We start from the raw sequence: 13,756 nt of genomic DNA, 5'->3' as shown, positions 1-13,756 counted from the left end.
TGCGCCCCGGATCACCGGCCTTGCCCGGCAACAAGGACGCAATCTTCGCCCACTGCCCATCGCTCAGTTCATACCGCTTCGCCACCATCAAAGGCCTCCGTGATCCAACACGGTGTCCTATGAATCAGCGATTAAGTGATTTGGGAATCTGGAGGGTTCTGTGAGGTCCGCGCGCCGTGCGTGCGGCATTCACTGATCGGACCTCATTGAAGCCGGATTGAGCGAAGGCGCGGGTTGTTTGGCACTATGGGGATTTAGCCGAAGCGGTAGATGGTGTCTGGCAGGGGTGAGCCTTGGCGGAGCACGTGGACAGGTCTGGAAGGGTTTTGAGGGTATTTGCGGTGTCTTTGACGTTCCTATCGGCTGGTTTGCGTCGGCCGAACTCTTGGTGGCGTTGTCGCTCAGGCACGATTGGCCAAAGCATTCGCCTCGCGGCCCCTCGGCATGCCGACGCTGATCGTTGCAATGATGCCGCGCATGATATGATCATGAACTGTCGTTCCATGCTGGCCGGCGTACCGGCTGGATCGGGGCCCACGCGGCAATGATCGTCATGGTTCCGCCGCAACAGGAGCAGCGGTGTCGCAAAGGTGGTGGCTTTGCGTCCGGTTCTTCGACCGGCGGCGGGACGTCGAGCAGGCTTCGACACAGGTCCAGCTTCAGTTGCCGATGGCCATTGGCAAGCAGGCCGTAATGACGAATGCGGTGAAAGCCGTCCGGAACGGTGTGAAGCAGGAAGCGGCGGATGAACTCGTGGGCATCGAGCGTCATCACCTTTTGCCTGCCGCCCGTTCGATAATCCTTCCATCGGAATGTGACGCGATCGCCATCGATGCTGACGAGGCGGGAATTGGAGATGGCAATGCGATGGGTATAGCGCCCGAGATAGGCCAGCACCTGTTCGGGTCCGGCCAATGGCGGCTTGGCGTAGACCACCCAGTCGACACGCCGCGCTTCTTTGACAATGCGATTGAATGCGGCCGGATCGGCCAGGCCGGCGATATCGCCAAAGAACCGAAGCTGGCCCAGGTCGTAGGCCTGCTTCAGCTCTTCAAGAAACAGTCGCCGGAACAGGCGTGACAGAACCCGCACGGGCAGGAAGAAGTTTGCCCGGCAGGCAACCCAGCGGGACTGGTCGGCCGACAATCCGCCGCCCGGCACGATGCAATGGATATGCGGGTGATAATGGAGGTTCTGTCCCCAGGAGTGCAGCACCGCGATGAAGCCGATCTCCGCACCCAGATGTCTGGGATCCGCAGCAAGCTTGCGCAGCGTCTCGGCGACGGCGCGAAACAGGATCGTGTAAACGGCATTCTTGTTCTGGAAGGCGATTGCGGCGATCTGCTGCGGTAGGGTGAAGACGACGTGGAAATAGCCGACCGGCAGAAGGTCGGCCTGCCGCGCGGCAAGCCAGTCACGGCTCGCCTGTCCCTGGCACTTCGGGCAATGCCGGTTGCGGCAGGAATTATAGGCGATGCGGAACGCCGCGCAGTCCTGACATTGCTGGACATGCCCGCCCAGGCGAGCGGTCCGGCACATCTCGACCGCACTCATGACCCGGCGTTCGACACGCCCGAGATGAGCGTCGTGTGTTTGACGATATCTTTCCCCGTGGCGGCGAAAAATGTCCGCCACCTCCAGTCCCGCCGCCATGGCGAAGCTATGCTCAGCCTGGCGGCACCACCTCTAACGTCAGCCGGTCGAGCGGGCTGGTCGTGCTGCGGATCAGGGTATTGGAAACCTTCGTGTAGCGTGCCGTGGTGGACAGATTGTTGTGGCCGAGCAAAACCTGGATGATGCGGATGTCGGTTCCGCTTTCCAGAAGATGGGTGGCAAAGCTGTGACGCAGCGTATGGACCGTCACCCTTTTGTCGATGCCGGCAGCAGTGCACGCCGAACGGCAGGCAGAATACAGAACCTGGACGTCGATGGGCTTGGTCTCGTCCCGGCCCGGGAACAGCCAGACCTCGGGTCTCGCCAGCCGCCAATAGACCCGCAGGATCGCGAGCAACTGCGCTGACAGCATGACGTTGCGATCCTTTCCGCCCTTGCCATGCTCGACGCGGATGATGCCGCGTTCGCCATCAACGTCGCGGACCTTGAGATGGACAGCTTCCGAGGCGCGCAGCCCCGCTGCATAAGCTGTCGTCAGTGCGGTGCGGGTCCTCAGGCTCGGAACCGCTTCCAGAAACCGCACGATCTCGTCGCCGTTTAGGATCGTCGGCAGCTTGGCGGGTGTCCGGGCATAGGCAATGCGCTCCGGTATCTCGCCATGACCGAGCGTGACGCCAAAGAAGAACCGCAGGGCACAAACTGTCTGGTTCAAGGCCGGCCATGATAGGCCCGATGAGACCAAATGCACCTGAAACGCGCGCACGTCTTCCAGTCCAAGACGGTCTGGCGAACGCCCGAAATAGCGCGAGAACTTCGTCACCGCATGCAAATACGATCGTTGCGTCGCTGGCGAAAGATTGCGGATCGTCATGTCATCGATCATGCGCCGGCGCAGCGGGCTCATCTCTGTCATCGTCATCTCCTGTTCAAAGGTTGGCTAAAACAGCCCAATCCTTCAAATCAGAAGCGCATCATGCAAATCCCGCACTCCAAGTGCCGCGCCAGCGGCTTCGTTCAATCCTGAATGTCGATCCGACCTAAGCAGATCGTCCTGACCGTAGACGGACTCGTCGCAGAGTTTTCGCGTCGAATGAGCGAATTGCAGCTCTGATCCTCTCGGTGATCCTCAGCTGGTCGCGGCCCGTGTCTCAATCGCGCCTTGCGGGCATGGATCTAGGGGCGGATTTGCTTTCTGACGCATTGCGCCGGATCGCACTGGCATCGCAAAGTATCGGCATTGGGGCGGTGCTGGTTCATGCCAAAGACGAAGCAGCCAAGGCTTTTTACATGCGCTGTGCGGAGTTCATCGAGCATCCCCAGGAAAGCCGGACATTGTTCCTGCCCATCGAAACCGTCGTCGCGGCCTTCAATGACTAAAAATAGCGTAAAAAATGAACAAACTATAATTACAACTACACCCTCGGGATCCCGATAACCTTCTATTGAAGTCATGCCTTCCCCCCTGCGGCACCCTGCCATCTTTTGCAAATTTATGTGCCGTAGCGCCAAGATTTCCTCCAACTCCAGTCATCGATACCGACGATCCGAGCCGACGGTTGATCGTCGACCCGTGAAGCATTTCGCTTCAAGTGCCGAAGGATGGTGTCGCCACTGATCGATATCCCCAGTCGCTGCATCAAGCGCTCTCCGGGCTGTCCGCCCGTACTATGGCCAAGTAGACCGACTATTTCGGCGACCCTCGTTGTCCTGCGTGCGTCAGGGGAGGCAATAGCAGGGACCGGTCCGTGAATGTTTGCCGTCTGCATTGCCGATATGTGCAACGCCAGCGGCTCAACTGAAGCTTTACCGTCACTTCATTGCCTTGGACCGGCAGGTCCTGAAGACTGCGGTATGACCAGCCATGCCGACTTCTGCCCTGGTGTTGGCAATCTGGGCATATGCCCGAGGATGGCCCGCAAGCAGACACAACCCAATCACCGTCGTCGTTGGATACGACGCTCTGCACTTTAGCCCGGACCGGGCGACCATTTCGATTTCGTTCGCATGGCGGCCGATAGCAGCGTCACTGCTAACGGTCTGTTAACCACACAAATTGGGGATGACCCTCTTTAAATGCCGAACCTCGCTGAAACGGCCGCATTATTACATTTAAGTGCCACGCGACAGGTGCCACTCTGGATGTCGCTGATGTGGATGTACAATCGTAGACCAACGAAGGACGGTGCTGCGGTAGCTCGTGGATAGTTCCTGATCGGCGCCCCATGACCTTCCTAACGCTGAGCGAGCCCCTCTGGCACGGGTCGACTTAGGCATAGGTTTGCGACCGCCACGGTTGATCTTCTATCCGAGGAGGCGAAGGCCCTCCTCAGGTCGTTTGGAGTTCTCGACGAGATGTGGTTTCAACGCAGATAGGTATCTGCCGACGTGTTCGCGGTCCATCGGCTTGCTGAACAGATAACCCTGGAGTGTGGTACACCCCATTTCCAGCAAGCACACCGCCTGCCGATGGGTTTCTACACCTTCTGCGGTGACCTTCATTTTAAGCTTCCGTGCCAGATTGAGCACCAGTTCAACGATTGCAAGGCTCGATTCATCCTCGAGCATGGTGTCGATAAAGCTTTTGTCGATCTTGATGATATCGACAGGCAGGCTCCGCAAATGCGTAAGTGACGCATAACCCGTCCCAAAGTCATCGAGCGCAACAGCCAGACCTTTTTTCCGCAAACGCTGCAGCGTTGTTGCAACGGTGTCTTCCATACCCTGCAGGAAAACTGTTTCCGTCACTTCAAGCACAAGCTTGTCCAGCGGGATGCCCCTTGACGTAAACGCAGCAACAATGCGGCCTTCCAGATCCCCTCTCATGAAATCAGAGGCGCAGACATTCAGTCCGACCCGCCCGAATTCCAGCCCGCGGTCCATCCAGTTACGGATATCGGTCGCGACATGCTCAAGCATGCGCGTCGTGATGTGGTGGGACACGCTCGAGTCCGTGAACGCCTCATGAAATTGCGCAGCCGATACGATTGAGCCATCCGAGCGCTGCATTCTCACGAGCGCCTCAAACGCCCATACCTGACCGTCCGCGCAACGAACGAGTGGCTGATAGTGCGGCATCATCCGATGCTCAGTGAGCGCGAGCTCCACCTCCCGGATGATCTGAATGCGATGGGCGATCGTCGAACGCAGGCTGGGCTGATATTGGACGTAGCTGCCGCGCCGTGTTTCCTTGGCGTGGTAGAGGGCAAAGTCCGCGTTTTGCGAAAGCGTCGCTGCATCCATTTCACCTTCTGAAATCGCACCGCCCAAGGTTATCATCGGACTTATCGTTGACCCACCGACCTCCAGGGGGCGGCCGATATAGTCGATCAGATGTCGCGCCAGTAAACGCATGCCCCGCGCGTTTTCGGGTGCTTCCAGAATGACGCAGAACTCATCGCCGCCGAGGCGAAACACCTTTCCACGCTTTCCTAGGCGCTCGTCCAAACGTGATGCCACACCCTTCAACAGCAGGTCACCTGTTGCATGGCCAAGGATATCGTTGACTTGCTTCAAACGATCGACGTCGATCAGCAGCAAACCGATGGAGGGAGCGTCCGCCGCCGCGAGTCTCTCCATATGCGCATTGTAGGCTGCCCGGTTTGCAAGTCCGGTAAGGGCATCGGCGTTTGCTGCCTGGAGCAGACGTTGCTCATAGCGCACTTTTTCGGAAACATCCTGAACGATGCCGAACAGGCGTCGTGGCTCACCTTGCAGGTGTTCGATATCACTGACGACCCGAATCCATCGTTCCTCGCCTTCTGGCGTAATGATGCGATATTCTTTGTCAACGCCGGTCTCCGCGCCGTTCAGGACGTCGCGGATCCTGCGCCTGACGCTGTCACGTTCTTCGGGAGCATAGCAGCCGATCACCGCCTCCGTGGTCATGCGTTTGCCGATTGGCAATCCGACGGTGCGGTATATCTGATCCGACCAGACGATCGCACCGGTGCCAAGGTCCATCTCAAAACCACCGACCTTGGCCGAGCGCTCGGTCTGTTCGAACCGGGCCTGCTTCAGCTCCAGTTCACGTTGCTGCTCTTTCAGCAGGCTTTGCTGACGGTGCTCCCGGATGAGGCCTACGACGACGCTTGCCAAACTGTGGAGCTGTTCGAAATCCCGATCGCCGAAGCGGCGGGTCTTCGTGTCGAGGACACAAAAACTGCCGTAAACCGTCTCCCCTTCCGAAAGCGGAACGCCGGCATAGAACTGGACGGAACAGTCTGTGACGAACGTGTTTCCGTAAAAGCGGGAATCTTTGCTGGCATCTTCAACGACGAGCGGTGACCCTGTTTCCACGACGTGGCCGCAAAAGGAATGCTCGCGTGGCGCCTCTTTCAAAATGAAGCCTTGTCGGGCCTTGAACCATTGCCGGTGCTCATCGACAAACGAAACCAACGCCATCGGCATGTCGAACATGCTGCAGGCCAGACGTACGATAGCGTCGAATTCGCTTGTCGGCGGCGTATCGAGAATGCTTGCCTCGTAGAGAAGGTTCAGCCTCTCGTCTTCTGTCAATGACATGCGACCTTACTCCTCGCAGTGCCGAGTGAGTGAGACCCTTCATGGATCATAGAAGCGGACGAACTTGCCGCCGGTGGGGTGTAAAATTGCTTTGTCTCGTGGCCGAATATCGCACCGTATCGTTCGCAAGCGCTTTGCGATGAGCTTTTCATGCCGATCCAATTTTCGGCGATGATCAGAATTCTTCCCAATCAGACTTCAGCGCGACCGCTGCCGAGCCTCGTTGGACGGATGCGGCGGGCGAGCTACGAATGACCTTCAAAGCCGTCGGTGGGGCAGCGTGGCGATCAGCCTGCGTGGACAAAGGCCTCGATCTCGGTGCATCGTCGAAACGGAACTGTTCGAGAAGCTCGAAGAGCGCGGCGGCCTCTCGTGCGAGGCCATGGCTTGCAGCGGTCTGCTCCTCGACCATCGCCGCGTTCTGCTGTGTTCCCTGATCGACGGTGTTGATGGCCTGATTGATCCCGCCAAGCGCAGTCGATTGCTCGCGCGCCGCCTCCACGATCGCAGCCACGTTGGTGTTGATTTCGTGAACCTGACTGGCGATTTCCCGAAGCGCGGATCCGGCATTCGTGACAAGGCCGACGCCGTTTGCCACATGAGAACCGGACGCCATGATCAAACTCTTGATCTCTTTGGCAGCTTTCGCGGACCGCTGAGCCAGTTCGCGGACCTCCTGAGCAACGACCGCAAAACCCTTGCCGGCCTCCCCTGCCCGTGCCGCCTCTACACCGGCATTGAGCGCCAAAAGGTTCGTCTGGAAGGCAATCTCGTCAATGACACCGATGATATTGGAAATTTCGCGCGACGAGGTTTCGATCTGGTCCATGGCACCTATCGCGTCACGCACGACCTGGCCGGAATGCTCCGCATGGTCTCTGGCGCGCGCCACGAGCCGACCGGCCTCCTCGGCGCGCCGGCTCGAATCCTTGACCGTCGTCGTGATTTCCTCGAGCGCGGCCGCCGTCTCTTCGACGGATGCGGCTTGCTGTTCGGTGCGCTTTGCCAGATCGTCGGCGGCGGTGCGGATTTCGTTGGAGCCGGCCGAAATCGCCTTGGCATTTTCAGCCACCGTCGCCATCGCATCCTTCAGCTTCTCCGAGGCGCTGTTGAAGTCGGTCCGCAGCCGTTCCAGCGATGGAATGAAAGGCCTTTCGATCGTTTGCGACAGGTCGCCGTCCGCAAAATTGGTCAGGCAACGGGCGAGTTGCTCGACATTCTCGACGCGCCCCGTGACATCGGTCGCGAACTTCGCGACCTTAAACACCTTGCCGTTCAGGTCGAAGATCGGATTGTAGGAAGCCTGGATGAAAACCTTCCGTCCACCCTTGCCGACACGCATGAATTCGTCGGCAACCAGCTGACCATTCGAGAGCTTCCGCCAGAACTCCTTGTAAGCGTCCGACCTTGTGTAGTCTGTTTCACAGAACATCGAATGATGTTTGCCCTGGATCTCAGCGAGCGAATACCCGAGGGCGCTGAGGAAATTGTCGTTCGCGGTCACCACTTCGCCCGCTGGCGTAAATTCGATGATCGCCTGCGCGCGGGACAATGCGTCGATCTTGCCCGCATCCTCGGCAGACTTCAGCTTCTGCGTAGTGATATCGGTCGCAATCTTGATGACCTTGACCGGCTTCCCGCGTCGGAACACGGGATTGTAGGATGCTTCGATCCAGACCTCGCGGCCGCCTTTTCCAATCCGCTTGTATTGCTGTTGATCGAATTTCCCTGCTGACAGCTTCGCCCAGAAAGCCGTGTATTCTGCCGAGGATGCATAGGCTGGTTCGACAAACATGCTGTGATGTTTTCCGACTATCTCCCTCAGCTCGTAGCCAAGCGCCTTGCAGAAGTTCTCATTCGCGGTGAGGATCTTGCCCGACAAGTCAAACTCGATCATGGCTTGCGAATTCGACAGAGCGGCAAGAACCGCGACAGCATTTCCACCACGATCAAGAATACTCATCCGAAATCCCCCATAGATTACACCGCTGCCAATCCAGCATACCCCTAACGCAGATTTAATTATACGGGTGACGTCGCGCACGTCGGGCCGGACTTGTTCGAGGCAGAACATTCCGTCAGAACTGCTCTTCACCGATCCGTTGATGATGGTCCTGCCGCTAGCCACATTTGGACCGAAACCAGAAGCCTCAAAGGTTCTGTGGATGGCGCTGTCGGGGCGTCCTGTCCCGCGCAGAAGGGTTGGCACAAGCCAGGAAGGCAACGCGACGGCTGATCCGCGAAACCAACGATGTCGCCTTCACGCTAGTCCTATCGATGTTCCGTCGCCGTCTCCGCATCGCGATCGGCGATAGTCACGGTGTCGTTTTGCATTTAATCATGAGATTCTGCCCCCAACAATTTCAACAAGATAGCGTGGTACTTAATTTGAGACTTGCACTTAATTTGAGATTTTTCCTTGGATTTTGGCACTTAATGTGAGATTCCATCGTCGACGAAATCGACGGTGTTTCTTCAATGACTTCCCGACGAGCGTGACGGCGCACGGCCGAGAATAGAGATCGCTTTAGCAGCGTTTTCAACGACATCGAGGCCCGCGCGAGCCAATCGTGGACGTCTTGGCGGTGCACTTAATTTGAGATTCTCTCCGCCGCAAATCTCAGATTATCTGCCAAATGAAATCCAAACAGCCGCAATCTTGCGTTTAAGTGCCAAACGACAACTGCCCCGAAATTTCATAGGCGTTGCGGACCTTCAGAGGAGGCGCCGCGAGTCGATCGTCTCGTCTCAGAAGTTCGCCGAAATTAAAGGTCGTGTTCATCTTCAGGCCGCGGAGTGACAAAGGCGTTGACCAAAACTTAGAGGCTTCTGCGTCGCTACACATCTATATCGCTATATCCGCAGTGATCGACATTCTTCGCCGGAAAGAATTGCCGCTGCTCGACCCACAGAACTGGGATGATCGCAACGACCGCTATTTCATGAGCCTTTACAAAGAAAAGATGGGTCTCGGTGGCCTCTACGGTCTGTGCGCGACGCGATGCTCCGAAACCTATCACCATCGGAGGGTCTTCACGGGCACTGCAGACGCGCTTGCATATCGATTGAGCGCATTAAATTCGATGCTGAGTTGAAAGACCTTTAGGGCGTGCGTTTTTGACGCAGTGGAATATTTGAAGCTCGGTGAGGTGGAGCGCCTGACCAAGCATGATGTCAGCCGGCTTGCCTTTGTGAAACGCGTCGGGTTTGCTGCGGAGGAAGAGTATCGGGTTGTTGCGGAAACTTTGGAGGATCAAAAACCCGCGGTCCCGATTGATTTTCCTCTTAGCATGATCGAATGCATCTACCTTAATCCTTCGCTGCCGAGAACCATCGCCATTAGCCTGCGGGAGACATTACGATCACTACCTGGCTGCGGCAATGTTCGTGTCAGCCAATCGCTTCTCATCGAAAGTGGCCGTTGGAAACGGCAGGCGATGAAATCGTTGGGAAGAAAACCTCCTACGACGATTGTTTTGAAACATCGCCCTCTGAACGCCGCCAAGCGTTTCGCTGTGAGAGAGACTTAGGAATTACTCTCCCGACTGAGAAAGGGATTCGAAGAATTTGAACAGGTCTCGCTTTGCGAGCGATGACGCGGGCGCCGGTCCCTGCGAATGAACCCCGACTGAATGATAGCTTCAGCTTCTGTTTCAAAGGGAGCGCCTAAAAGAAAGACGTTCAACCGCGGTCATATCCGCCTCAGGAGACACAGTCATGATCCGTCCGTCTTTCGTTGCAATCGCACTCGCCGCACTCGTAGGCGTCACCGCCGCAGCCCCCGCCATGGCCAACGATGTGCGTATCGAACAATATGGCTGGTCGAACTCTGCAGGTGGTGCGCAGGAAGGGTACGGAAACCGGATCAGAACCTACCAGAACGGTGGCTACAATCGGATTGTCGGCCATCAATATGGTCGTCACAACCTTTCGGCTGTCGGTCAGGAGGGCAATAACAACTATGGCGCCACCTATCAGAACGGCAACCGCAACGTTGCCGGCATTGGCCAGTTTGGCTCCAACCACACGACGATCCTTACCCAGGACGGCAATGGCAACATCGCGGCTGGTGTCCAGGTGGGGCATGGCTGCAGCGCCAATGTCAGCCAGGGCGGCAATGACAACGTTGCAGCCTTCGTGCAGGCCTGCCCATAAGCGGCCGCGTGCGGACGACGTGAAGCTGGTCAGGATCGCAACAGCAGATCATCAGGGAGACAACCCATGCCAAGTAGCATCAAACATCCGCGCCGCCTGATGGCGATTCTCGCGCTGGCCCTGCTTCCCGTCGGCGCGGTTGCGACAATGACCATTGCCAAACAATCGGACGGGGCGCAGCTTTGCGAAATCAAAGCGACGTCCGAGGCAGGTATGGTGAGACTGGATGCGTTCGCCCATACCGACAGGCATGTCGGCGGGACTTACTCCTTTCATGTCGAGAAATCAGGAGACGGTGGACGCTCCGCGATCAATCAGAGTGGCGACTTTGATGCCAGAGCGGGACATCCGGAACTTCTCAGCTCCGTCACGCTCGACTCCAGAGGAGCCGAATACAGGGTGACGCTGGACGTCATGATCGGGGATAAGAGTTTCAGCTGCACGAAGCAGACTGGTGACAACTGATCAGCTACCACGCTCTGGAAATCACGTTAAGAGGGCGCCGGTTTCTGGCGCCCTCTTTTTCTTCTGACCGGGCCGAACCGACTGAACGGCAACTGAACGGGCAATTCCGACCGGGTTCAGTTGCAGGATGCGAAAGTTGATCATCGGCATAGGTAGCCGGGAAATGGAGATCAGGATGACCCGCAACGTGTTTAAGATCCTTGCCGTCACTCTTCTTGCCGGGAGTCTGGGGCAAGTAGCATTGTCTGTGCCAGCCTATGCTGGAGGCCGGATCTCGTTCAACCTCGCGCCGGACAATGCCAGGGATGCGGATCTCTTCTCAACCGGACTGCGCGTCTACTCACTCTACCGCGGCCTGAAAGACGCCGACATCCGGCAGTTGGGCCGGGGTAACGCGGCTGGCATTGCTCAGGCTGGCCGTGGCAACATCGGCTTCATTCAGCAACGGGGCAATAGTCATTCCGCAACCTTGCGGCAGAATGGCAACAACAATGCTTATGGCATTTTCCAGTATGGGCGAAATACTGAAACCGACGTGGTGCAGGAAGGGGATAATGGGAGTGGCGCTACTTTCAGCTATGGCTGGTAAGGCAGTTCACAACCGTCCTGAAGGCAATGTAACCCTGTTCCATCACCTGCTGGAGAAGGTATTTGCCCGCAACCCATGCAGAGCCCTCCCCGCAGGATGGAAAGGGGCCTGCGAGGGATTTCAGCGCGCGCAATTGCTGTTTTATGTCGGCTTCCATCACAGCTGGCCCACGATCAACCGCAACGAGCCTTCGAAGTGAGGCTGTGTCCGAAGATGGCAGTGGCGGGTATCCCAAGTGCCGTCTTCAAGATCATGGCCGAGGGTCGAGGCAAAACGTTCACCGATCGACGGATCAACGAAACTCCAGGCGGAATTGGCAAGCCGCGCGCCGGGATCGAGTAGCCGTTCCGGGCGACCATAATACCCCTCGCTGAATCCGTCGGTGCAATTCAACGGGATCGGAACCGCAACAACCTGGGTGCCGCTTCCACCAAGGCCCTCGCCAATGGCCTGTATCGACGGATAGCGGCGGGCTTCGGTTGTAATCACCTCGGGTGCGTAGGCATGAAGCCAGGAGCGTTCGAGTTCTTGCGGATCACAAGTCAGCACCAGTACAGGGCCGCGCGTCACCCGACGCACTTCGGCGAGTCCAGCCCGAAGATCCGGCCACTGATGCACTGTGAATGTCGCCATGCTCGCGTCGAAGCTCTGCCCCAGCGGTTGGCTGCGCTAGTCGAGAGGTCGAAACCAGCAAGACTGATGGCCCGTCATCAAGACCGCGCTTGCGCGCCCCTTGACGAGGGCCTGGCGGCTCTGGCGACACGATAGGCCCGCTCGGCCCAGCGCACGAGTTCGTCGTGGTCATCGACGATCTCGTCCGGCAGCGCGTAGTAGCTGGCCACAGTCACGGTTCCGGATCGACCGCCATAGGCAAAAGCTGTCGCGTTCAGCGCTTCGAACGCGGGGCGGGTATCGTCGTCGACCCGTAGATGCAAGATACCCTGCATCACAAACGCGAACTGCACGCCCTCGCATTTGAGGCCGGCGCCGCCGAAGAAGCGACTGACCTCGATCGAGCCGATACCGGCCATCTGCTCGGCCAGCTCGATCGCCCGGTCCCGCGCCGATGTCGGGCTCACCGCAATTCGTCTCCGCCGGGCGCATGGAAGAAGCCGCTGATTGCCTGGAACCTGCCGTCCTCCGTCAGCAGGCTGAAGCTGGTACCGGTTTGCAGCGCGGCGCCGTCCGGCCCATGCAGCGTCCAGTGCGAGATGGTGCGGCCGTGATGATGCAGCACGGCGCGGATGTGAAACGCGCCGCCCGGTGCGCTCTGCTGGAACCCACCCATATAGGCCGAGAGTGCCGCCTGACCTTCAATCAGGCCGTTCGGGTCGCAATAGGTCACGTCATCGGCAAGACAGGCGGCCAGTTCGCCGCCTCCGCGCTTCGGTGTCGAGCGACCAGATCGCCGCGTAGCGTCTCCAGAGAACATCAGGCGTCATGTCGCTTACCTTCCAAACTGTCGAATTCATCATTGATCATGGCGATCAGCGCAGCCTTGTCCCAGCCGGCCCGGACCAGCACGAGAACGCCCTGATAGAGCGCCAACAATTTCGCGCACGCGGTTCCCGGCGCCACATCGCTTCGCAGACGCCCCGTTCGATGCGCCGTGGCCAGCCGATCTGCAAAGGTTCCCGAGAGCATACGAAGGCCTTCGGCGACGCCGGGATGCGCCATCCCGCTGCCGCCGAACTCGCATGCCGCATTGGTGATCAGGCAGCCAAATGCTTCGCCATTGGCCTCCTGCAGCAGTGTCAGGAATAGCTTTCTGACCCCGCCGAGCCCCGCTGACTCAGGGGCGTATTCCGCGATGCGGCCCAGTAGAACCACTCGGTTGTAGTGGGTGAAAGCTGCATCGAACAACCCGGCCTTGTCGCCATAGCCGTGATAGATGCTGCCGCCCTTCAGCCCGGTCGCCTGTTCCAGCTCCTTGATCGAAACGGCGCCATAGCCTCGGCGCCGGAACGCTCGCATCGCACCGGTCAGCACCGCATCTTCGTCGTATTCCCGGGATCGTCCCATGCTTGCAACCACCATTCTTGATCGGCCATTCTAAAATGAACAATCAAGAATAGTATGTCAAGTCGGTTTGGCTTCGAAGGGGCGAGCGATCATCTGTTCAAAGCCACGATGCGCTGGTTAATCGAGTGGTGAGGACATATCGCGGCCCCTCCAGAGAAAGGTTCTCGAAATGTTTGCATCACCCGCTCCCGTTTTCGCAGCGGCAGATGCGAGTTTTCCGCTCGATTGTTCAACCCCTTGTGAGAACGGTGCTCAAGGGTTGGCATGATCTGGCGTTTTGCGGCGGCGTAAGATGGCAGCTTGTCGGTAATCAACCGCTTTGGCGCAACGCCCTGCTTTTTCAGGCGCGTGCCCCTGGGGGAGTCCCCCCAGACCCCCCGAGGATATTTG

11 protein-coding genes and 4 pseudogenes are annotated in these 13,756 nt (G+C 58.1%); 5 read left to right on the top strand and 10 right to left on the bottom strand.

What is annotated here, in order from left to right; translation table 11 throughout:
- Nucleotides 1-486: 486 nt before the first annotated feature.
- Complete coding sequence (locus tag AC1DMK_RS30240) at nt 487-1,653, bottom strand: IS91 family transposase (protein WP_477863932.1); 1,167 nt, start codon at nt 1,651-1,653, stop codon at nt 487-489.
- Between the two features lie 13 nt (nt 1,654-1,666).
- Complete coding sequence (locus AC1DMK_RS30235) at nt 1,667-2,527, bottom strand: tyrosine-type recombinase/integrase (protein WP_477863931.1); 861 nt, start codon at nt 2,525-2,527, stop codon at nt 1,667-1,669.
- A gap of 242 nt (nt 2,528-2,769) precedes the next feature.
- Between AC1DMK_RS30235 and AC1DMK_RS30230 the strand changes: the two are divergent.
- Nucleotides 2,770-2,991 (top strand): annotated as a pseudogene (locus AC1DMK_RS30230) (GNAT family N-acetyltransferase); the annotation flags it as partial.
- 116 nt (nt 2,992-3,107) lie between these two features.
- On the opposite strand, the pseudogene AC1DMK_RS30225 reads toward AC1DMK_RS30230, so the two are convergent.
- The 3 genes and pseudogenes from AC1DMK_RS30225 to AC1DMK_RS30215 form a co-directional block, all read right to left on the bottom strand.
- Nucleotides 3,108-3,620, bottom strand: a pseudogene (locus tag AC1DMK_RS30225) (transposase family protein); the annotation flags it as partial.
- A 295-nt stretch (nt 3,621-3,915) separates the two neighbouring features.
- The gene (locus AC1DMK_RS30220) at nt 3,916-6,135 is read right to left on the bottom strand and encodes an EAL domain-containing protein (protein WP_477863930.1); all 2,220 of its coding nucleotides are present in this window, start codon (nt 6,133-6,135) and stop codon (nt 3,916-3,918) included.
- Between the two features lie 175 nt (nt 6,136-6,310).
- Nucleotides 6,311-8,098, bottom strand: coding sequence for a methyl-accepting chemotaxis protein (locus tag AC1DMK_RS30215; protein WP_477863929.1), 1,788 nt, complete (start codon nt 8,096-8,098; stop codon nt 6,311-6,313).
- A gap of 1,171 nt (nt 8,099-9,269) precedes the next feature.
- Between AC1DMK_RS30215 and AC1DMK_RS30210 the strand changes: the two genes are divergently transcribed.
- The 4 genes from AC1DMK_RS30210 (at nt 9,270) to AC1DMK_RS30195 (ending at nt 11,344) form a co-directional block, all read left to right on the top strand.
- Nucleotides 9,270-9,665, top strand: a complete 396-nt coding sequence (locus AC1DMK_RS30210; protein ID WP_477863928.1) for a hypothetical protein — start codon at nt 9,270-9,272, stop codon at nt 9,663-9,665.
- Between the two features lie 187 nt (nt 9,666-9,852).
- Nucleotides 9,853-10,290 carry a curlin gene (locus AC1DMK_RS30205; protein WP_477863927.1) on the top strand — a complete coding sequence of 146 codons (438 nt, stop codon included), beginning with the start codon at nt 9,853-9,855 and terminating at the stop codon, nt 10,288-10,290.
- A gap of 66 nt (nt 10,291-10,356) precedes the next feature.
- Complete coding sequence (gene csgH, locus AC1DMK_RS30200; protein ID WP_477863926.1) at nt 10,357-10,755, top strand: curli-like amyloid fiber formation chaperone CsgH; 399 nt, start codon at nt 10,357-10,359, stop codon at nt 10,753-10,755.
- 175 nt (nt 10,756-10,930) lie between these two features.
- Nucleotides 10,931-11,344: a curlin gene (locus AC1DMK_RS30195; RefSeq protein ID WP_477863933.1), complete on the top strand. Its 414-nt coding sequence runs from the start codon at nt 10,931-10,933 to the stop codon at nt 11,342-11,344.
- A gap of 156 nt (nt 11,345-11,500) precedes the next feature.
- Here AC1DMK_RS30195 and AC1DMK_RS30190 read toward each other — a convergent pair whose 3' ends face one another.
- The 5 genes and pseudogenes from AC1DMK_RS30190 to AC1DMK_RS30170 form a co-directional block, all read right to left on the bottom strand.
- A complete protein-coding gene (locus tag AC1DMK_RS30190; protein ID WP_477863925.1) occupies nt 11,501-11,977 on the bottom strand; it encodes a hypothetical protein in 477 nt (158 codons plus the stop codon).
- A gap of 77 nt (nt 11,978-12,054) precedes the next feature.
- The gene (locus tag AC1DMK_RS30185) at nt 12,055-12,423 is read right to left on the bottom strand and encodes a TfoX/Sxy family protein (RefSeq protein ID WP_477863924.1); all 369 of its coding nucleotides are present in this window, start codon (nt 12,421-12,423) and stop codon (nt 12,055-12,057) included.
- Nucleotides 12,420-12,786, bottom strand: a pseudogene (locus tag AC1DMK_RS30180) (nuclear transport factor 2 family protein). The gene AC1DMK_RS30185 and the pseudogene AC1DMK_RS30180 overlap by 4 nt, the downstream one beginning before the upstream one ends.
- Nucleotides 12,776-13,366, bottom strand: a complete 591-nt coding sequence (locus AC1DMK_RS30175; RefSeq protein WP_477863923.1) for a TetR/AcrR family transcriptional regulator — start codon at nt 13,364-13,366, stop codon at nt 12,776-12,778. Before AC1DMK_RS30175 ends, AC1DMK_RS30180 begins: the two are co-directional and overlap by 11 nt.
- Nucleotides 13,367-13,530: 164 nt before the next feature.
- Nucleotides 13,531-13,756 (bottom strand): annotated as a pseudogene (locus AC1DMK_RS30170) (DDE-type integrase/transposase/recombinase); the annotation flags it as partial.

The organism is Rhizobium sp. 05L419 (genome assembly GCF_056397845.1).
This window is presented reverse-complemented; position numbering and strand designations above follow the sequence as displayed.